Raw genomic sequence first — 18,846 nt, 5'->3', positions numbered from 1 at the left:
CCTATTTGCCGCGCTGGTACTTGTCGACCGCGCGGTTGTGTTCGGGTAGCGAGTTGGAGAAATGGCTGCTGCCGTCGCCGCGGGCGACGAAGTACAGCGCATCGGACGGCGCCGGTGCGGTGGCCGCCGCCAGCGAGGCCAGGCCCGGCAGCGCGATCGGCGTGGGCGGCAGGCCGGTGCGGGTGTACGTATTGTACGGGGTGTCGGCCTGCAGGTCGCGCTTGCGCAGGTCTCCGTCGAAGGCCTGGCCCAGGCCGTAGATCACGGTCGGGTCGGTCTGCAGCATCATGTTCTTGCGCAGCCGGTTGATGAACACCGCGGCGATCATCGGGCGCTCCGACGCCTGCCCGGTCTCCTTCTCCACGATCGACGCCATCACCAGCGCCTCGTACGGGGACTTGTACGGCAGGTCGGGCGCGCGTGCGTTCCAGGCTTCATTGAGCCGGCGCTGCATGGCGCGATAGGCGTGCTTGTACAGGTCGATATCGCTGCTGCCGCGCGCGAACAGGTAGGTGTCCGGGAAGAACAGCCCCTCGGGCGAGGCCTCGGCGGCGCCGATTGCCTTCATCAGCTGCGCGTCGGACATGTCGCGCGTATCGTGGCTCAGCGCCGGGCTGGCATCGACCGCCGCGCGCATCTTGCGGAACTCCCAGCCCTCGATCACGGTAACCACGTAGTGCGTGACTTCGCCGCGCACCAGCTTGCCCATCACCGACAGCGGCGTGGCGCCGGTCTCGAATTCATAGCCGCCGGCCTTCAGGTCGGGCCCGTGGCCGGTCAGGCGCACCAGCAGCGTGAACAGCCGCGGGTCCATGCCGACGCCGCCGCGCTGGATCTGGCGGCCGACGCTGGCTACGCCCGAATTGGGCTTGATCACCACTTCGACCGGCGAACGGTTCAGCGCCAGCGGGTGATTGGCCCACCACGCAAAGCCGCCGGCTGCCGCCAGCGCGAGTAGCAGGAACGCCAGGCCCAGGCGAAGGAAAAAACGTTTCATGTATCAGGATCGGGGTGAGACTGCGGCGCATCGGCCGAAAATCTCGTAGCCCCATATAATAACCGGCAGCCTCGCACCGACCATGCGCGGCGGCTCCGGCGCCTCTTGCGCACCTGGCCGCGCGCGCCGCCACCGGTGCCTTTCCAACCCGATCTGTCTCGGACGATCGCCACGATTTCGCAATGCCAGTGATGAATGCCAAAGCCCCGGAACTCGCCGCCAGCCTCGAATCCTTGCAGGCAAGCGGAATCGTCTGTGCCCCCGCCGGGCTCGGACTGATCCGCGTGGCCGGCGACGATGCCGCCAGCTTCCTGCACACCCAGCTCACCAATGCGGTCGAGGACCTGACGCCGGGCTCCGCGCGCCTGGCCGGCTACTGTTCGCCCAAGGGTCGCCTGCTCGCCACCTTTCTGATGTGGCGCGATGCTGAAGGCATCGTGCTGCAGCTGTCCGCCGATATCCAGGCCGCGGTGCAGAAGCGGCTGTCGATGTTCGTGCTGCGCTCCAAGGCAAAACTGGCCGATATCACGCCCGCCAGCGCCATCGTCGGCGTCGCCGGTGCCGGTGCCGCCGATGCGTTGGCGGCCGCGAACCTGCCGGCGCCGGAAGCGGCCTTTGCCGTTGCCGAGGCCGACGGCGTTGCCGTGATCCGCCTGCCGGACGCCGCCGGGCAGCCGCGCTGGCAACTGTTGCTGCCCGCCGGGCGCGCCGAGGCCGTGCGCGCGGCGCTGGCCGGCAAGCTGCAGGACGCGCCGCCGGCGCTGTGGGACTGGCAGGAAGTGCAGTCCGGCCTGCCCCGCATCGTCGCCGCGACGCAGGAACAGTTCGTGCCGCAGATGATCAATTTCGAGCTGGTCGGCGGCGTGAATTTCCGCAAGGGCTGCTACCCGGGCCAGGAAATCGTCGCGCGCAGCCAGTACCGCGGCACGCTCAAGCGCCGCATGTGGCTGGTGCAGGGCGATGGCGAGGTGCCGGCGCCCGCGGCGGAGATCTACCGGCCGGAAGACCCCGGCCAGCCGTGCGGCATGATCGTCAACGCCGCGCCCGCGCCGCAGGGCGGCTGGGCCGGGCTGGCCGAGCTGAAGATCGACGCCGCCGGCAGCGCGCTGCGGCTGGGCAGCGCCGAAGGCCCTGCGCTGGCGACCGCCACCCTGCCCTACGACGTGCCGCTGGGCGAAGCGGCCCAGGCGGCGGGCTGACATTTCGGAACCGGGACCCTGCCATGAGCGACCACCTGTTCGTCTATTTCCGCGTGCCCGAGGCCGTTGCCGCCGAAGCGCTGCCGCTCTGGCACCGCTGGATGGAGACGGTTGCCGAGGCGACCGGAATTGGTGGTACGCTGATGCGCAGGCCCGAGACCCGAGCCGGCGTGCAGACCTGGATGGAATGCTACGCCGACGTGCCGCCCGCCTTCGATGTCACGCTGGCCGGCCTGTGGCGCCAGAGCGGGCTGGACCAGTGGGTGGACGGCGAGCGGCAGGCCGAACACTTTATCGACCTGGACGTGCTGTAGCGTCCCGGAACTGCAGAAACGCGAAGTACGCCGGAACGCCCGCGCGCCCAGCGTCCCCGGCGGCAAAGGAAGCCGAACGATGTGCCTGATCCTGGTTGCCTGGCAATCCCACCCGGACTATGCCCTGGTCGTTGCCGGCAACCGCGATGAATTCTATGTCCGCCCCGCGGCGGCCGTGCACTGGTGGCAGGATGCGCCTCAGGTGCTGGCCGGACGCGACCTGGCGGAAGTGATCGGCGAGCCCGGCACCTGGATGGGCGTCAACGCCGACGGGCGTTTTGCCGCGCTGACCAATTACCGCGCCCCTTCCGAGAAACGCACCGACGCGCGCTCGCGCGGCGAGCTGGTGGCCGGCTTCCTGCGCGGCCATGATGCGCCGTTCGATTATCTCGACGGGCTGGCCGGCGAGGATGGCTGCTACAACGGCTTCAACCTGCTTGCCTGCGACCTGCGCGAACTCTGGTGGTACAGCAACCGCTCGGCCACGCGCCAGCCGCAGAAGCTGCGCCCGGGACTGTACGGGTTGTCCAATGCACTGCTCGACACCCCCTGGCCCAAGGTGCGCAGCCGCGTGGGCGCGCTTGCCGAGGTGCTGGCGGCCGACAGCGGGCGAGCCGATGCCAGCGCCGAGCCCTACCTGCAGATGCTGGCCGACGAGCGCCAGGCGGCGGATTTCGAGCTGCCCTCGACCGGCGTCGCGCCGGAGTGGGAGAAGCTGCTGTCATCGGCATTTATCCGCTCGGCGTCATACGGCACCCGCGCCAGCACGGTGCTGCGCGTGCGGCACGATGGCCGCTTCGACCTGAGCGAACGCAGCTTCGACGCCAGTGGCCGCATCGGCGAGGTGTCCTACCACGGCAAGCTGAACCTGCCGCGCGATACGGGCATCGTGCAGGCGCCGCGGTAATGGCGGCAGCGGGCGCTTAGCCCGCCAGCCGCTTGCGCATCTCGATATGCGGGATGCCGGCCTCTTCGAACTCCTCCCCCGACTGGGCAAACCCCGCGCGCAGGTAAAACGGCGCGGCATGGGTCTGGGCATTGAGCACCAGTTCCGGGTAGCCGAGTTGCGCGGCCTTCTCCATCAGCGCCCGCAGCACCTGCGCGCCGACGCCGGTGCCGCGCGCCGCCTTCAGCACGGCCATGCGGCCGATATGGCCGTCGGGCAGCAGCCGGCCCGTGGCCACCGGGGTGCCATCCCCGGCCAGCGCCAGCGCGTGCCAGCTGGGCTCGTCCCATTCGTCCCATTCCAGTTCCACCGGCACGTTTTGCTCTTCGACAAACACGGTGTAGCGGATGGCGCGGGCACGTTCGCGCGCTTCGGACCAGGGGCAGATCAGGACGGTGACTGGCATGGCGGTTGGGTCTGGCGTGGGTAGCAATAGGTGTCCCGGCCTTCCAGGCTCGGGCGGGCGCCCATGATACGCCAGCCCGGGGCAGGCGGCGAAGCACCAAAGTGGAGCATTGGTAACTACCAACGCACCATCCTAGGGTTTTCCCGGGATCGCATGGTCCTAGCAAATTTGTATGATGACCTGATTACCGAATAACCCGGCGAATCCGCATGTTCCAGAAAGTCCCTGCCCGAGCGCTGACCGACAACGTCGCCGAACAGCTGCTGGACAAGATCCAGAGCGGCGCCTTTGCCCGCGGCGACAAGCTGCCCACCGAGGCGGTGCTGTCCGAAGAGTTCGGCGTCAGCCGCACCGTGGTGCGCGAGGCGATTTCCCGGCTGAAGTACGAAGGCGTCGTCGAATCGCGCCAGGGCAGCGGCGTGTTCGTGACGCTGCAGGCCGGCATCCGGCCGCTGCGCATCGACTACACCGACACCGGCACGCTGGAATCGGTGCTGCAGATCGTCGAGCTGCGCCGCGCGATCGAAGCCGAGGTGGCCGCGCAGGCCGCGCGCCGCCGCACCGACGCATCGATGGCCGCCATCGATGCCGCGCTGGCCCGCATCGACGAGGAAGTCGGGCAAGGCGGCGACGGCGTGGCCGCGGACGTGGCCTTCCATCGCGCCATCGCCGGCGCCACCGGCAACCCCTACTTCCTGAAGACACTGGAATTCCTCAGCCAGTACCTCGAAGCGGCCACCCGCGTGACCCGGACCAACGAGGCACGCCGCGCCGACTTCTCGCGCCAGGTGCGCGAGGAACACCAGGCCATCGTCGCGGCGATCCGCGCCGGCGACCCGCTGGCCGCGCGCAATGCCGCGCAGAACCACATGTACAACGCCGCCCGCCGGCTGGCCCAGCTGGGCGCCGACGAGAACGGCGCCGGTGACGATGAAGCCGCCGCCACGCGGGGCGCGTCGAACTGACGCCAGCCGCACCTTTCAAGCTTTCCCCGTATCAGATTCAGGAGTCCTCTATGTCCAGGAATATCGGCGTCATCGGCCTTGGTGCCATGGGCTTTGGTGTCGCGCAGTCGCTGCTGCGTGCCGGTTTCAAGGTGCACGCCTGCGACCTGCGTCCCGAAGTACTGCAGCGCTTTGCCGATGAAGGCGGCGTGCCGTGCGCGTCGCCCGCCGAGCTGGGCAGCCGCTGCGACGTGGTGCTGACGCTGGTCGTCAACGCGCAGCAGACCGAGGCCGTGCTGTTCGGCGCCAACGGCGCCGTGGCCGAGATGCAGCCGGGCAAGCTGGTGATCGCCAGCGCCACGGTGCCGCCGGGCTTTGCCGAGACGCTGGGACAGCGCCTCGCCGAAAAGGGCCTGCTGATGCTTGACGCGCCGGTCTCCGGCGGTGCCGCGCGCGCCGCCAGCGGCGAGATGACCATGATGACCTCGGGCCCCGCCGAAGCCTACGCGCTGGCAGAGGACGTGCTGGCCGCCATCGCCGGCAAGGTATACCGCCTGGGCGCCGCCCACGGCGCGGGCTCCAAGGTCAAGATCATCAACCAGTTGCTGGCCGGCGTGCATATCGCCGCCGCGGCCGAGGCGATGGCGCTTGGCATGCGCGAAGGCGTGGACCCGGACGCGCTCTATGACGTGATCACGCACAGCGCCGGCAATTCGTGGATGTTCGAGAACCGCGTGCCGCATATCCTGAAGGGCGACTACACGCCGCTGTCGGCGGTCGACATCTTCGTCAAGGACCTTGGCATGGTGCTCGACACCGCGCGCACCAGCAAATTCCCGCTGCCGCTGTCGGCCGCCGCGCACCAGATGTTCATGATGGCCTCCACCGCCGGCCACGGCGGCGAAGACGATTCGGCCGTGATCAAGATCTTCCCGGGCATCGAACTGCCGGGCACGGCCGAATAAGGAGCACCAACGATGACCGCGCTCCTTGGCTGTATCGCCGACGACTTTACCGGCGCCACCGACCTCGCCAACACTCTGGTGCGCAATGGCATGCGCACCGTGCAGACCATCGGCGTGCCTGAATCCGTGGCCGATACCGGCGCGGCCGATGCGCTGGTGGTCGCGCTGAAATCGCGCACCATCCCCGCCGCCGAGGCCGTGGCGCAGTCGCTGGCCGCGCTGGAATGGCTGCGCGCGCAGGGCTGCCGCCAGTTCGTGTTCAAGTACTGCTCGACCTTCGATTCGACCGATGCCGGCAATATCGGCCCGGTCGCCGAAGCGCTGCTGAACGCGCTGGACAGCGATTTCACCATCGCCTGCCCCGCCTTCCCCGAGAACGGCCGCACCATCTTCCGCGGCCACCTGTTCGTGGGCGATGCGCTGCTCAACGAATCGGGCATGGAGCACCACCCGCTGACGCCGATGACCGATGCCAGCCTGGTGCGCGTGCTGCAGCGCCAAAGCCAGAGCAAGGTCGGCCTGCTGCGCTATGACGCGGTCGCGCGCGGCGCGCAGGCCACGGCCGACCGCATCGCGTCGCTGCGCCACGACGGCGTGCGGCTGGCGGTCGCCGATGCGGTGTCTGACGCCGACCTGCTCACGCTGGGCGAAGCCTGCGCCGGCCTGCCGCTGATCACCGGCGGCTCCGGCATCGCGCTGGGCCTGCCCGGGAATTTCCGCCGCGCCGGCCTGCTGCCGCAGCGTGGCGATGCCGACGCGGTCCCGGCCGTCGACGGCCCGGGCGTGGTGCTGGCCGGCAGCGCCTCGCGCGCGACCAACGGGCAAGTGGCCCGCTGGCTGGAGCAAGGTCGCCCGGCGCTGCGCATCGACCCGCTCGCGCTGGCGCGCGGCGAAGCCGTGGCCGACGCCGCGCTGGACTTCGCCGCCTCGCACGACGAGCCGGTGCTGGTCTACGCCACTTCCAGCCCCGACGAGGTCAAGGCCGTGCAGGCCGAACTGGGCGTCGAGCGCGCCGGCCACCTGGTCGAGCAATGCCTGGCCACCGTCGCGGCCGGCCTGCTCGCACGCGGCACGCGCCGCTTTGTCGTCGCCGGCGGCGAGACCTCCGGCGCCGTGGTGCAGGCGCTGAACGTCCGCGCGCTGCGCATTGGCACGCAGATCGCACCCGGCGTGCCGGCCACGGTCACGCTCGGCGCCACGCCGCTGGCCCTGGCGCTCAAGTCGGGCAATTTCGGCGGCCCGGACTTCTTTGACGAAGCGCTGCGCCAGCTCGGAGGCCAATGATGAGCACCGAAAGCAAGCTGCGCGAAGAGATCTGCCGCATCGGCGCCAGCCTCTACCAGCGCGGCTATACCGTCGGCTCGGCCGGCAACATCAGCGCGCGGCTGGACGATGGCTGGCTGATCACCCCGACCGACGCCTGCCTGGGCATGATGGATCCGGCCGCGGTAGCCAAGGTCGCCGCCGACGGCACCTGGGTGTCGGGCGACAAGCCGTCCAAGACGCTCACGCTGCATCGCGCGATCTACGACAATAACCCCGGGGCGCACGCCGTGGTGCACACGCACTCGACGCACCTCGTGGCCCTGACGCTGGCCGGTGCCTGGCAACCGGACGACGTACTGCCGCCGCTCACGCCGTATTACGTGATGAAGGTCGGCCATATCCCGCTGATTCCCTATCACCGGCCCGGTGATCCCGCGGTCGCCGCGCGCGTGGCCACGCTGGCCGCGCAGGTGCGCGGCGTGCTGCTGGAGCGCCTCGGTCCGGTGGTGTGGGAGTCCAGCGTCTCGCGCGCCGCGTTCGCGCTGGAAGAACTGGAGGAGACCGCCAAGCTATGGATGATGATGAAAGACACGCCGGGCTTCGCCGCCCGCGCGGCGCTGCCTGACGGCGCACTGGCTGAATTGCGTGACGCCTTCCGGGCGCGCTGGTAGCACGGCCACCCGTTTTTCCGACTGACACGGCCATACGAATCTGACCGGCGCGGTTGCCTTGTGGCCACCGTGCGGGACACGCGCATGCCTGCAATTCGCGCGGCCGCCACCCATTACTAGACCAGACTGACTCTACCCGGAGACCACCAATGCCATCCAACCAACCGGCGGCCAGCGTGCCAGCCTTCGACAGCCTGGGCGGCAACGCCCGGCTCGACACCGACACCCAGATCGAGAAACGCGCCTACAACAAGGTGTTCTGGCGCATCATGCCGTTCCTGATGCTGTGCTACGTGGTCGCCTACCTCGACCGCGTCAACGTCGGCTTTGCCAAGCTGCAGATGGGCCAGGACCTGGCCTTTTCCGAGACCGTGTTCGGCTTGGGCGCCGGCCTGTTCTTCATCGGCTATTTCCTGTTCGAAGTGCCCAGCAACCTGCTGATGCACAAGATCGGCGCGCGCATCTGGATCGCGCGCATCATGATCACGTGGGGCATCATCTCGGCGCTGTTCCTGTTCGTGAAGACGCCGACACAGTTCTACGTGATGCGCTTCCTGCTCGGCCTGGCCGAGGCGGGCTTCTACCCCGGCGTGATCCTGTACCTGACCTACTGGTACCCGGCCAACCGCCGCGCCAAGATGATCGCGCTGTTCATGTCGGGCATCCCGGTCGCCGGCATGTTCGGCAACCCGCTGTCGGGCTGGATCATGGACGCCTTCAACGGCACGCATGGCATGAGCGGCTGGCAGTGGATGTTCCTGCTGGAAGCCCTGCCCGCGCTGGTCATCGGCGTGGTGACGATCTTCGTGCTGCGCGACGGCATCGACAAGGCACCGTGGCTCAGCGCCGATGAAAAGCGCGTGCTCAAGCGCAATGTCGAGGAAGACCAGAAGAAGGCCGGCGCCGCCGCCGGCCAGGCCCACGGCCATTCGCTGGGCGCCGTGTTCAGCGACCGCCGCGTGTGGTGGATGTGCCTGATCTACTTCTGCTTCGTCACCGGCCAGTATGCGCTGACGTTCTGGATGCCCACGCTGGTCAAGGCCAGCGGCGTCACCGGCAACCTGAAGATCGGCCTGCTGTCGGCGATCCCGTTCATCTGCGCCATCATCGTCATGAACATCCTCGGCCACAGCGCCGATGCGCGCCAGGAACGCCGCTGGCACCTGATCGTGCCGGCGCTGATGGGTGCGGTGGGCTTCGCCATTGCCGCCTCGTTCACCAACAATACGACCGTGTCCATCGCCGCGCTGTCGCTGGCCGCCGCCGGGGTGCTGACCTGCGCGCCGCTGTTCTGGTCGCTGCCCACCGCGTTCCTGTCCGGCATTGCCGCCGCCTCCGGCATCGCCGTGGTGAACTCGGTCGGCAACCTGGCCGGTTTCGTGTCGCCATACATGGTTGGCGCGCTGAAGGACCTGACGCACAGCACGCAGCTGCCGATGTACGTGCTGTCCGCGATCCTGGTGGTGGGCGCCGTGCTGGTGTGGCTGACGCCGGCTAAACTGGTCAACCGCTGAAATCCGGCCGGGCCGGTCGCGCTGGCCGCGACCGGCCCGGCTTCGTCCTACGCTCTGGAGTTCCCATGCCGCGCTTCGCCGCAAATCTCTCGATGATGTACAACGAGCACGCTTTCCTGGATCGCTTCGCCGCTGCGGCGGCGGACGGCTTCCAGGCGGTGGAGTACCTGTTCCCGTACGAGCACCCCGCCGCCGAGCTGCGCGCACGCCTCGACGCGAACGGCCTCACCCAGGCGCTGTTCAACGCCCCGCCGGGTGACTGGGCAGCGGGCGAGCGTGGACTGGCCTCGCTGCCGGGGCGCGAGGCGGAATTCCGCGACGCCGTCGGCCGCGCGCTGGAATACGCCGGCGTGATCGGCAATGACCGCGTGCACGTGATGGCGGGCCTGGTGCCGGCCGATGCCGACCGCGCGCGCTACCGCGCCACCTACCTGGAAAACGTCGCTTTTGCCGCGAAGGCGGCTGCCGCGCAGGGTGTGACCATCGTGCTGGAGCCGATCAACACGCGCGACATGCCGGGCTATTTCCTGAACCGCCAGGACGACGCGCAGGCGATCTGCAAGGAAGTCGGCGCGGCCAACCTGAAGGTGCAGTTCGACTGCTACCACTGCCAGATCGTCGAGGGCGATATCGCGATGAAGCTCAGGCGCGACATGGCCGGCATCGGCCATATCCAGATCGCCGGCGTGCCCGAGCGCCATGAGCCGGACCTGGGCGAGCTGAACTACCCGTACCTGTTCGACCTGATCGACTCGCTCGGCTACAAGGGCTGGATCGGTTGCGAATACCGTCCGCGTGCCGGCACGTCCGAAGGACTGGGCTGGCTCAAGCCCTACCTCGGCCGCTGATTACAGAACAACCACAGATCTCTTGCCATGAACGTACTGATTACCGGCGGCGCCGGCTTCCTCGGCCTGCAACTCGCCCGCCTGCTGCTGCAACGCGGCACCCTGAACCTGGACGGCCAGGCCGTCGCCTTCGACCGCCTGACGCTGCTCGACGTGGTCGCGCCGCAAGGTCTTGACGATGCGCGCGTGCGCGTGGTGACCGGCGACCTGTCCGACCCGGCGGTGCTGCGCCAGGCCATCGACCAGGACACCGGCGCGGTGTTCCACCTGGCGGCCGTGGTCAGCGGCCAGGCCGAGGCGGATTTCGAACTGGGCATGCGCGTCAACCTCGACGCCTCGCGCGCGCTGCTCGAAACCTGCCGCGAGCTGGGCCACAAGCCGCGCGTGCTGTTCACCAGCTCCGTCGCGGTCTATGGCGGCGAGCTGCCGGCGGTGGTGCAGGACGACACCGCACTGAACCCGCAATCGTCGTACGGCGTGCAAAAGGCGATCGGCGAACTGCTGCTGTCCGACTACAGCCGCCGCGGCTTCGTCGACGGCCGCGTGCTGCGCCTGCCGACCATCAGCGTGCGCCCGGGCAAGCCCAATGCGGCGGCCTCGTCGTTTGCCAGCGGCATCATCCGCGAGCCGCTGTCCGGCGTGGCAGCGAACTGCCCGGTGGCGCCGGAGACCAAACTGTGGCTGCTGTCGCCGCGCGCGGCGGTGGCCGCGCTGATCAATGGCATCGAACTGGCCGGCGAACGGCTGGGCAACCGCCGCGTGATCAACCTGCCGGGGCTGTCGGTGACGGCCGCGGGCATGGTCGATGCGCTGCGCCGCGTGGCCGGCGATGCGGTGGCGGATCGGGTGACCTGGGAACGCGAAGAGCGCGTCGAGAAGATCGTCGGCACCTGGCCGGCGGCATGGAATGCGGAACGGGCCTTGTCGCTGGGATTCGAGAGCGATGCCAGCTTTGATGCGGTGATCCGGGCTTATATGGAAGATGCGGGTGTGGGCAAGTAAAAATTTGCCGCCTTCGCTATGACGACGGCCTCCTCAGCTACTGAGAGCCTGTTCCCTCTCCCGCTAGCGGGAGAGGGGAGCAAACATGCGGGATTCAAGGCTCAGTGGCACGCCATCACCCCGCCGGCTTCACCACTTCATACCCCTCGATAATCTCCCGCACCACCCCCGGGATCGCCGCCGACTTCTGCGTCGCCGGATCCGCGCACACATAGACGATTTCACCGGTGATCAGGTGCTCGTCGCCCCGGTACATCTCCACCCGGAACAACATGCTGGATCGCCCCAGCCGCGCCATGCGCCCGCGCAGTTCCAGCTCGTCGTCAAAGCGCGCCGATGCGTGATACTCCAGCGTGGACTTGACCACAAAGATATCGACGCCATGCGCATGCAATACGTCCTCGGGATAGCGGATCCCCAGCGCGCGCCAGTACTCCGTCACGCAGATATCGCAATAGGTCAGGTAATGCGCATTGAAGACGATCGATTGCGGATCGACTTCGGACCAGCGCACGCGCAGCGGGATGGTGTGGCGGAACTCCTCTTTGGCCATTGACGTGGCCTCCCTGTTTGTTTGTCGGAGCAATGCAAAGCATCAGGCCGCCGCCCCGCCGGCACGGGTCCGGCAGGCGCGGCGGCCTGGTTGAACGCAACTGGTGCTGGCTTACTGCGGCTTGGCCAGGCCCAGCTTCTCGATGATCGCCTTTTCCTTCTTGACGGTTTCGGCGGCGAACTGCGCGTACTGCTGGCTGTTCATGTAGAACGGCTCCATGTCGAACTTGGCCAGCGATTCGCGGTAGTTGGGCATTTCCATCGCCTTCTTGAAGGCGTCATGCAGCTTCTGCACGATCTTCGGATCCGTGCCCTTGGGCGCGACCAGGCCGAACGGCGAGGTCTGCACGATGCCCATGCCCAGTTCCTTCAGCGTCGGCACGTTGGGGAAGCGCGCCGAGCGCTTCTCGCCCCAGGTCGACAGCAGGCGCAGCTTGCCCTGCTCCACGTACGGAGCCCACGCCGGCGTGTCGGCCACCGACATCACATGGCCGCCCAGCAGCGCCTGCATCGATTCCGCATTGCCCTTGTATGGGATATGCGAGAACTGCACGCCCTGCTTCAGCGCCAGTTCTTCCATGGTCAGGTGCAGCGTGGTCATGCTGCCCGGCGACCCATAGGTGAGCTTGCCCGGATTGGCCTTGGCGTAGGCGACGTAATCCTGCATGGTCTTGATCGGCGAATCGGCCGGCACCACCAGGCCGAACGAATAGCCGGCCAGGTTGATGATGTAGCTCAGGTCCTTGACCGGGTCCCAGTTGATCTTGGTGGTGTACGGCAGGCGGTAGACCGGCATGGCGACCTGCGCCAGCGTGTAGCCGTCGGGCGCGGTGGTCTGCATCAGCTGCGCGGGCAGCACGCCGCCAGCGCCGGGCTTGTTCTCGACGATCACCGGCTGGCCCAGGATCTTGGAGGCGTTGTCAGCCAGGACGCGGAACGGGATGTCGGTGGAGCCGCCGGCGGTATAGCCGATCACCAGGCGGATCGGGCGCTGCGGGAACTTGTCGGCCTGTGCCTGGGCAGGCATGGCGGACAGGCCGATGGCTGCGGTAGCGGCGGCGAGGCCCGCGCGGGCGATAAATTGGCGGCGTTGCATTTGACTAGGTCTCCTTGTGCTGCAAGTCACTGCTGAAAAATGTCGGTGCTGCTTTTTTTTGTTCAGGGCTGGGCGAAGGCGGTCCGCAGCGCGGCGACGGCATCGGCATGCGCCTGCGCCACCGCCGGCACGAACCGGCCCAGCTTGAAGAAATCATGGATCATGCCGGGGTAGTTCGCCAGCGTGGCCGGCACGCCGGCGGCGCGCAGCTTGGCCGCGTAGGCGACGCCTTCGTCATGCAGCGGGTCGTAGCCCGCCACGGCGACCCAGGCGGGGCACACGTTGCGCACGTCGGCACCGTTGCCGCCACCGTCCAGCGGGGCGAAGCGCCAGTCGTCGCGGCTGGCTTCCTGGTCCAGGTACTGCGCGAAGAACCAGCGGATCATTTCAGCGGTCAGCAGGTACCCCTCGGCCAGTGCACGGTGCGACGGCGTGTCCTGGCGCGCGCAGGTGCCGGGGTACAACAGCATCTGCAGCACGGGCGCGAACCCGGCGTTGCGCGCCTCTACCGCGCTGGCCGCGGCCAGCGTGCCGCCGGCGCTGTCGCCGCCCAGCGCGATGCGGGCGGGGTCGGCGCCCAGCCGCCCGGCCTCGGCAAAGATCCAGTGCAGCGCGTCGAACGCGTCGTTGACCGCGGCTGGAAAGCGCCATTCTGGCCCGAGGCGGTAATCCACCGACAGCACCATGCAATCGGCCTCGCCGCACAGCAGCCGGCACAGCGCATCATGCGAATTGACGCTGCCGACCGTAAAGCCGCCGCCGTGGTAGTACACCAGCAGTGGCAGCGGCTCGGCCCAGCTGGCCTCGCGCGGCGTGTACAGCCGCGCCGGGATGGCATGGCCGTCACGCGCGGGCACGTGCAGGTCTTCGGTTGCGTGCACGGCGGGCGGGCTGATGTCGAGGATCGGCGCGCTCTTCTCGTAGGCGATCTTGGCGTCCTCCGGGTCCAGTGCGTTGATCGGCGGCCGCTTGGCGCGGGCGATCAGTTCCAGCAGCTGTGCCACCTGCGGGTCGAGCTGCGCCGACGGCAAGCCGGGCATTTGGTTGACGGAGGATGGTACGGCGGACATGAGAAATCAGTTAAATCCGAGCTTCCGCTGCGACGGCCAGCGTGTCGTGCACGCCGCCCGGGTGGAAGTTCGAATAGTGAACGATCGTTCGATTTTAGTATGATGCCAGATGTTTCTGAAACGAGGCAGTACGAGATAACCCCGAAAGCTCTCGCCAGCCCCTGCCACGCGGCCACTTTTTGCGCGATGATCGGCTGACGCGCGGCGCGGGTCACAACAACTCATTGAAACCGAAGGCAGCGCGCCTGGCCAGTGCCTTACCCTGACCCCGGTTCGCGGCAGATCCCTGCAGGAGGCAAGCAAATATGGCGTTTATCTACTATCTGACCCACATCCACCTGGATTTCGGCGCGGTAAGCCTGCTCAAGTCGGAATGCGAGCGCATCGGCATCCGCCGCCCGCTGCTGGTCACCGACAAGGGCGTGGTTGCGGCCGGCGTGGCGCAGCGCGCCATCGACGCCATGCAGGGCCTGCCGGTCGCGGTATTTGATGAAACCCCGTCGAACCCGACCGAGGCGATGGTGCGCAAGGCAGCCGCGCAATACCGCGAAGCCAACTGCGACGGGCTGGTGGCGGTGGGCGGCGGATCGTCGATCGACCTGGCCAAGGGCATCGCCATCCTCGCCACGCACCCGGGCGAGCTGACCACCTATGCCACCATCGAAGGCGGCAGCGCCAGGATCACCGATCAGGCCGCGCCGCTGATCGCCGTGCCGACCACCTCGGGCACCGGCAGCGAAGTGGCGCGCGGCGCCATCATCATTCTCGACGATGGGCGCAAGCTGGGCTTCCACTCGTGGCACCTGCTGCCCAAGTCGGCCATCTGCGATCCGGAGCTGACGCTGGGCCTGCCGGCCGGGTTGACCGCGGCCACCGGCATGGACGCGATCGCGCACTGCATCGAGACCTACCTCGCCCCCGCCTTCAACCCGCCCGCCGACGGTATCGCGCTCGACGGGCTGGAGCGCGGCTGGACCCATATCGAGCGCGCCACCCGCGACGGCCAGGACCGCGATGCGCGGCTGAACATGATGAGCGCATCGATGCAGGGCGCGATGGCCTTCCAGAAAGGGCTGGGCTGCGTGCATTCGCTATCGCACCCGCTGGGCGGCCTGAAGATCGACGGCCGCACCGGCCTGCATCACGGCACGCTTAACGCGGTGGTGATGCCGGCGGTGCTGCGCTTCAACGCCGACGCGCCCACGGTGGTGCGCGACAACCGCTACGCGCGCCTGCGCCGCGCCATGCATCTGCCCGACGGCGCCGATCTCGCGCAGGCCGTGCACGACATGACCGCACGCCTTGGCCTGCCCACCGGACTGCGCCAGATGGGCGTCACCGAGGACATGTTCGACAAGGTGATTGCCGGCGCGCTGGCCGACCATTGCCACAAGACCAACCCGAAAGAAGCCAGCGCGGCGGATTATCGGCGTATGCTTGAGCAATCCATGTAGTGCATAGCAGCAAGGTGGCCCGCCGGCACCGCGGCGGGCGCGCTCTCAAACCAGGAGACGACATGACCGGCGAGCACCTGCAGGTAGTCCATGGCGACATCACCCGGATGGAAGTCGATGCCATCGTCAACGCGGCCAACAGCGGGCTGCTGGGCGGCGGCGGCGTCGACGGCGCCATCCACGGGGCCGGCGGCCCCGCCATCATGGAGGCCTGCCGCGCGATCCGCGACGCGCAGGGCGGCTGCCCCACCGGCGAGGCGGTCATCACCACGGGCGGGCGCCTGCCCGCGCCGTACGTGATCCACGCGGTCGGCCCGGTCTGGCATGGCGGCGGCCAGGGCGAGGACGAACAGCTCGCCGACGCCTACCGCAACAGCATCCGCGTGGCCACGCAGCACCACCTGCGCACGCTCGCCTTCCCCAACATCAGCACCGGCATCTACGGCTTTCCGCGCGAGCGCGCGGCGGATATCGCCATCGCCGCGGTGCGCGAAGCGCTGGCGGCAGCGCCCGAGATCGAGCAGGTGACCTTCGTCTGCTTCGACGACGAGAACTACCGCCTGTACCGCGAGCGCCTGACCTGACGCTGGCCGCCGGGCCTGCGTCAGAACCTGTAGCGCAGGCCTTCCGGATGCCGCAGGGCGCAGCTAAACCGCAGGCAATGCGCTGCGGATCAGCAGGTTGACGTGCTCCGGCTGCTCGTGCACGACCCAGTGGGTGCCGTCCGGGATGCGCTCCAGGCGCAGGTCCGTGACAAAGTCCTCCAGGCCATTGAGCAGGGATTTCGGCAAGGCGCGGTCGCGTTCGCCCCAGATCACCAGCGTCGGCACGCGGATGACGAACCTGGCCGGATCGAGCTTTGACAGATCCGGCCCCGCGTCGCCGTCGGCCGGCGGCCGCATCGGCGACGCGCGGTAGAAATTGACGCCGCCGGTCAGCGGATGCACGCCCCCTTCACCCTCTCCACCCTCTTCGCCAGGCTGCGACCACGCGGCGTGGTAGCGCTCGCGTGTCTGCGGCGTGTACCACGCGGCCGGCTTGCCGTCGGCATCGGCAAGCATGCGGTCCAGCAGCGCAAAGTCGTTGGCGGCCAGTGCCTTCTCCGAACCCGACTTGCGCAGCCAGTTCATGTAGGCGGAGGCGGCCTGCTGCTCCGGATCGGTGGCCAGCGCGCGCGCGAACAGGTACGGGTGCGGCGAGTTGATGATGACGAGCTGGCGCACGAGCTGCGGGAACTGGATCGCCAGGTTCCAGCAGATCGCGCCGCCCCAGTCGTGCGCGACAACGATGGCCTGGTCATAGCCCAGCGCACCGATGAACTGCACCAGGTCTTCGACGATATGGCGCGGCCGGTAGGACTCTACGTCGCCCGGCTTGCTCGACAGGTTGAAGCCGCGCAAGTCCGGCGCGACGGCGAAATGCGTGTGCCCGAACTCGGCCAGCTGGGCTTCCCACTCGTACCAGAACTCGGGGAATCCGTGCACGAACAGCATCAGCGGCTTGCCGCGCTCGCCTGCGCTGGCGTAGTGCAGCCGGGTGCCGTTGGGCAGGCTGGCGTACTGCAGGTGCCGGATGACGGCGGGGGCGGCCATGGTGGTCTCCATGTGCGTGGTTCCTCGTTGGTGGCGTTGGCGCGTCAGCCGCGCAGCGCGGCCACGAGGCCCGCACGGACTTCGGGCTTGTCGGCAAAGGGATCGCCGGGGTTGCGCGGCCCGACGATGTCCTCGAAGCGCTGGCGCACCGGCGCCAGTGCCTGCGGATGCGAATAAATATAGAAGCTATCGGCGCGGATGGCATCGAAGGTTTTCTGCGCCACCTCGGCCGCGGTCACCTTGCCCGAGCCGACGGCCTTGTCCGACAGCGCCTGCGACACCAGCTGCGAACGCGTGGGCGGCGCCTGGTTGGCCAGCTCCGCCGGCCGGTTGCGCTGCGACTGGTTGATGCCGGTCGGCACGAAATACGGGCACAGTACCGAGCAGCGCACCTGCTCGCTGACCAGACCGAGGTCCTGGTACAGCGTTTCCGACAGCGACACCACGGCGTGCTTGGACACGTTGTACACGCCCATCGCCGGCGGGTTGAGCAAGCCCGCCATCGACGCGGTGTTGACGATATGGCCCTGGTACGACGGGTCCTTCTCCGCGGCGGCCAGCATCAGCGGGGTGAAGATGCGCACGCCGTGGATCACGCCGTAGAGATTGACGCCCAGCACCCACTCCCAGTCCTGCAGCGAGTTTTCCCAGACCAGTCCGCCGGCGCCCACGCCGGCATTGTTGAACAGCAGGTTGACCTGCCCGAACGCCTCCATCGCCGCGTCGGCCAGCGCCTGCACCTGCTCGGCGCGCGACACGTCGGTGCGCAGCCCGATCACCGGGACGTTGCGCGCCTTGAATTCGGCCACGGTCGCGTCCAGCGCGTCTTCCTGCACGTCGGCCAGCACCAGCTTCATGCCGAGATCGGCGCCGATGCGGGCGAATTCCTTGCCAAACCCCGAAGCACCACCGGTGATGACGGCTACCTTGTTGGAAAAATCCTTCATGTCGTCTGTCCTGTCGCGTGAAATCAATAGGAGAAGGGCCGCGCGCAGCGGCGCAGCGCAGCACCGGTTCAGGCGGCGCGCTGTACCTGGTAGCCCTGCCGCGGGAAGTGCACGTTGAGCGCGCCCGCGCGCGGGTCCTGCCGGCGCAGCGTGACGCGGTGCGGGCCCAGTGCCAGCAGCACGCCGGCCACGGGGTCGCGCGCGTAGTCGGTGGGCGTGACCGTGACCGGGTCGCCCGGCTGCAGGCCTTCGCCCTCGCGCACGCCTTCGTCGAGCGCCACCGGATCTGCGCTACGCGCCATGCCGATGGCCTGCTCGCCATCGATCACGCGCGGACGCCCGTGGCCGAAGGTATTCATGCGCGCATACCAGGCCTGCAGCCTGGGATAGGCCTCCAGCATCTGGGCCAGAGCGCCGGCGCGGCGGATAAACCAGAGGTTGTGGTACAGCGAGAAGTCCGCCACGGACAGCAATGGCCCGGCCACATACTCAACGCCCGCGGCGAACTGCGTTTCGACCCTGCCAAAGGTCTCGTGCAACTGCGCGGTGGCCTCGGGCAGCGGCATGCGCAGCGCGTTGGTGTCGCCGCGCATGGCCTTGCGGTCGGCGACAAACGCCTGGATCTGCGCGGGCGACAGATGGCCCAGCATGCTGGCGACGCCGGCCGGCTGGAACACGTAGGTCGCGGCAGCGGTGAACAGCGCACTGTCGAACCACGCCGCCATCATGCGTGCCGCCGCGGCCTGCGTGGGCGGATACAGCGGCGTGGCCGGGGCCAGCTGGTCGATGACTTCGCAGATCAGTGCCGTGTCGCAATAAATGTCGGCGCCGACCTGCATCACCGGCGTGCGACGGTAGCCGCCGGTCAGCGCCAGCAGGTCGGGCTTGGGCAGGATGGCCGGGATTTCCACCGCCTGCCACGCCAGGCCCTTGGCGCCCAGCAGCAGCCGTACCTTTTCCGAGAACGGCGAGGTTGCGTACTGGTGAAGGATGATGTCTGCCATGCGTGCCACCTCACGGTTGTTGATCGACTGCAGGGATGGCCGCCATGCGGCGGCCGCAT

20 protein-coding genes are annotated in these 18,846 nt (G+C 68.3%); 12 read left to right on the top strand and 8 right to left on the bottom strand.

From position 1 onward, the window contains the following. Window position 1: 1 nt before the first annotated feature. The gene (gene mltG, locus E0W60_RS17580; RefSeq protein ID WP_135705070.1) at window positions 2–997 is read right to left on the bottom strand and encodes an endolytic transglycosylase MltG; all 996 of its coding nucleotides are present in this window, start codon (window positions 995–997) and stop codon (window positions 2–4) included. Window positions 998–1,179: 182 nt separating this feature from the next. On the opposite strand from mltG, the gene E0W60_RS17575 reads away from it, so the two are divergent. The 3 genes from E0W60_RS17575 to E0W60_RS17565 all read left to right on the top strand — a co-directional run bounded on the left by E0W60_RS17575 (window position 1,180) and on the right by E0W60_RS17565 (window position 3,417). Next, window positions 1,180–2,196, top strand: coding sequence for a YgfZ/GcvT domain-containing protein (locus tag E0W60_RS17575; protein WP_135705069.1), 1,017 nt, complete (start codon window positions 1,180–1,182; stop codon window positions 2,194–2,196). Window positions 2,197–2,219: 23 nt separating this feature from the next. Then, window positions 2,220–2,510 carry a DUF4936 family protein gene (locus E0W60_RS17570; RefSeq protein ID WP_029048215.1) on the top strand — a complete coding sequence of 97 codons (291 nt, stop codon included), beginning with the start codon at window positions 2,220–2,222 and terminating at the stop codon, window positions 2,508–2,510. Between the two features lie 79 nt (window positions 2,511–2,589). Further along, window positions 2,590–3,417 (top strand): NRDE family protein, encoded by an 828-nt coding sequence (locus E0W60_RS17565; protein WP_133096903.1) that lies wholly within the window; start codon window positions 2,590–2,592, stop codon window positions 3,415–3,417. A gap of 16 nt (window positions 3,418–3,433) precedes the next feature. Here E0W60_RS17565 and E0W60_RS17560 read toward each other — a convergent pair whose 3' ends face one another. Further along, the gene (locus E0W60_RS17560; protein ID WP_133096902.1) at window positions 3,434–3,862 is read right to left on the bottom strand and encodes a GNAT family N-acetyltransferase; all 429 of its coding nucleotides are present in this window, start codon (window positions 3,860–3,862) and stop codon (window positions 3,434–3,436) included. Between the two features lie 209 nt (window positions 3,863–4,071). On the opposite strand from E0W60_RS17560, the gene E0W60_RS17555 reads away from it, so the two are divergent. The 7 genes from E0W60_RS17555 (at window position 4,072) to denD (ending at window position 11,072) form a co-directional block, all read left to right on the top strand. Beyond that, window positions 4,072–4,827, top strand: a complete 756-nt coding sequence (locus E0W60_RS17555) for a FadR/GntR family transcriptional regulator (RefSeq protein WP_135705068.1) — start codon at window positions 4,072–4,074, stop codon at window positions 4,825–4,827. A gap of 50 nt (window positions 4,828–4,877) precedes the next feature. Then, window positions 4,878–5,771: an L-threonate dehydrogenase gene (ltnD, locus tag E0W60_RS17550; protein ID WP_133096900.1), complete on the top strand. Its 894-nt coding sequence runs from the start codon at window positions 4,878–4,880 to the stop codon at window positions 5,769–5,771. Window positions 5,772–5,783: 12 nt separating this feature from the next. Next, a complete protein-coding gene (gene otnK / locus E0W60_RS17545; RefSeq protein ID WP_133096899.1) occupies window positions 5,784–7,055 on the top strand; it encodes a 3-oxo-tetronate kinase in 1,272 nt (423 codons plus the stop codon). Then, window positions 7,055–7,708, top strand: a complete 654-nt coding sequence (locus E0W60_RS17540; RefSeq protein WP_135706249.1) for an aldolase — start codon at window positions 7,055–7,057, stop codon at window positions 7,706–7,708. The genes otnK and E0W60_RS17540 overlap by 1 nt, the downstream gene beginning before the upstream one ends. A 149-nt stretch (window positions 7,709–7,857) precedes the next feature. Beyond that, a complete protein-coding gene (locus tag E0W60_RS17535) occupies window positions 7,858–9,222 on the top strand; it encodes an MFS transporter (protein WP_135705067.1) in 1,365 nt (454 codons plus the stop codon). 65 nt (window positions 9,223–9,287) lie between these two features. After that, window positions 9,288–10,070: a 2-oxo-tetronate isomerase gene (otnI, locus tag E0W60_RS17530; RefSeq protein WP_135705066.1), complete on the top strand. Its 783-nt coding sequence runs from the start codon at window positions 9,288–9,290 to the stop codon at window positions 10,068–10,070. A 27-nt stretch (window positions 10,071–10,097) separates the two neighbouring features. After that, window positions 10,098–11,072 carry a D-erythronate dehydrogenase gene (denD, locus tag E0W60_RS17525; protein WP_135705065.1) on the top strand — a complete coding sequence of 325 codons (975 nt, stop codon included), beginning with the start codon at window positions 10,098–10,100 and terminating at the stop codon, window positions 11,070–11,072. A 115-nt stretch (window positions 11,073–11,187) separates the two neighbouring features. On the opposite strand, the gene E0W60_RS17520 is transcribed toward denD, so the two are convergent. The 3 genes from E0W60_RS17520 to E0W60_RS17510 all read right to left on the bottom strand — a co-directional run bounded on the left by E0W60_RS17520 (window position 11,188) and on the right by E0W60_RS17510 (window position 13,790). Beyond that, entirely contained in the window at window positions 11,188–11,625 is a 438-nt protein-coding gene (locus tag E0W60_RS17520) for a YbgC/FadM family acyl-CoA thioesterase (RefSeq protein ID WP_063241858.1), read from the bottom strand. A 111-nt stretch (window positions 11,626–11,736) separates the two neighbouring features. Further along, complete coding sequence (locus E0W60_RS17515) at window positions 11,737–12,720, bottom strand: tripartite tricarboxylate transporter substrate binding protein (RefSeq protein WP_133096895.1); 984 nt, start codon at window positions 12,718–12,720, stop codon at window positions 11,737–11,739. 62 nt (window positions 12,721–12,782) lie between these two features. Continuing rightward, complete coding sequence (locus E0W60_RS17510; RefSeq protein ID WP_135705064.1) at window positions 12,783–13,790, bottom strand: alpha/beta hydrolase; 1,008 nt, start codon at window positions 13,788–13,790, stop codon at window positions 12,783–12,785. Window positions 13,791–14,095: 305 nt separating this feature from the next. On the opposite strand from E0W60_RS17510, the gene E0W60_RS17505 reads away from it, so the two are divergent. After that, a complete protein-coding gene (locus E0W60_RS17505; protein ID WP_135705063.1) occupies window positions 14,096–15,244 on the top strand; it encodes an iron-containing alcohol dehydrogenase in 1,149 nt (382 codons plus the stop codon). Between the two features lie 62 nt (window positions 15,245–15,306). Next, complete coding sequence (locus tag E0W60_RS17500; RefSeq protein ID WP_133096892.1) at window positions 15,307–15,828, top strand: O-acetyl-ADP-ribose deacetylase; 522 nt, start codon at window positions 15,307–15,309, stop codon at window positions 15,826–15,828. A gap of 63 nt (window positions 15,829–15,891) precedes the next feature. On the opposite strand, the gene E0W60_RS17495 is transcribed toward E0W60_RS17500, so the two are convergent. From E0W60_RS17495 to E0W60_RS17485, 3 genes are all read right to left on the bottom strand, one after another. Beyond that, window positions 15,892–16,848 carry an alpha/beta fold hydrolase gene (locus E0W60_RS17495; RefSeq protein ID WP_135705062.1) on the bottom strand — a complete coding sequence of 319 codons (957 nt, stop codon included), beginning with the start codon at window positions 16,846–16,848 and terminating at the stop codon, window positions 15,892–15,894. 32 nt (window positions 16,849–16,880) lie between these two features. Next, a complete protein-coding gene (locus E0W60_RS17490) occupies window positions 16,881–17,783 on the bottom strand; it encodes an SDR family oxidoreductase (protein WP_133096890.1) in 903 nt (300 codons plus the stop codon). A gap of 68 nt (window positions 17,784–17,851) precedes the next feature. Then, a complete protein-coding gene (locus E0W60_RS17485; RefSeq protein ID WP_133096889.1) occupies window positions 17,852–18,787 on the bottom strand; it encodes a glutathione S-transferase family protein in 936 nt (311 codons plus the stop codon). Window positions 18,788–18,846 lie beyond the last annotated feature (59 nt).

The sequence above is a fragment of the Cupriavidus oxalaticus genome (assembly GCF_004768545.1).
GTDB lineage: Bacteria > Pseudomonadota > Gammaproteobacteria > Burkholderiales > Burkholderiaceae > Cupriavidus > Cupriavidus oxalaticus_A.
The sequence above is the reverse complement of the archived record's forward strand: the minus strand, read 5'-3'. Positions and strand labels throughout refer to the sequence as shown.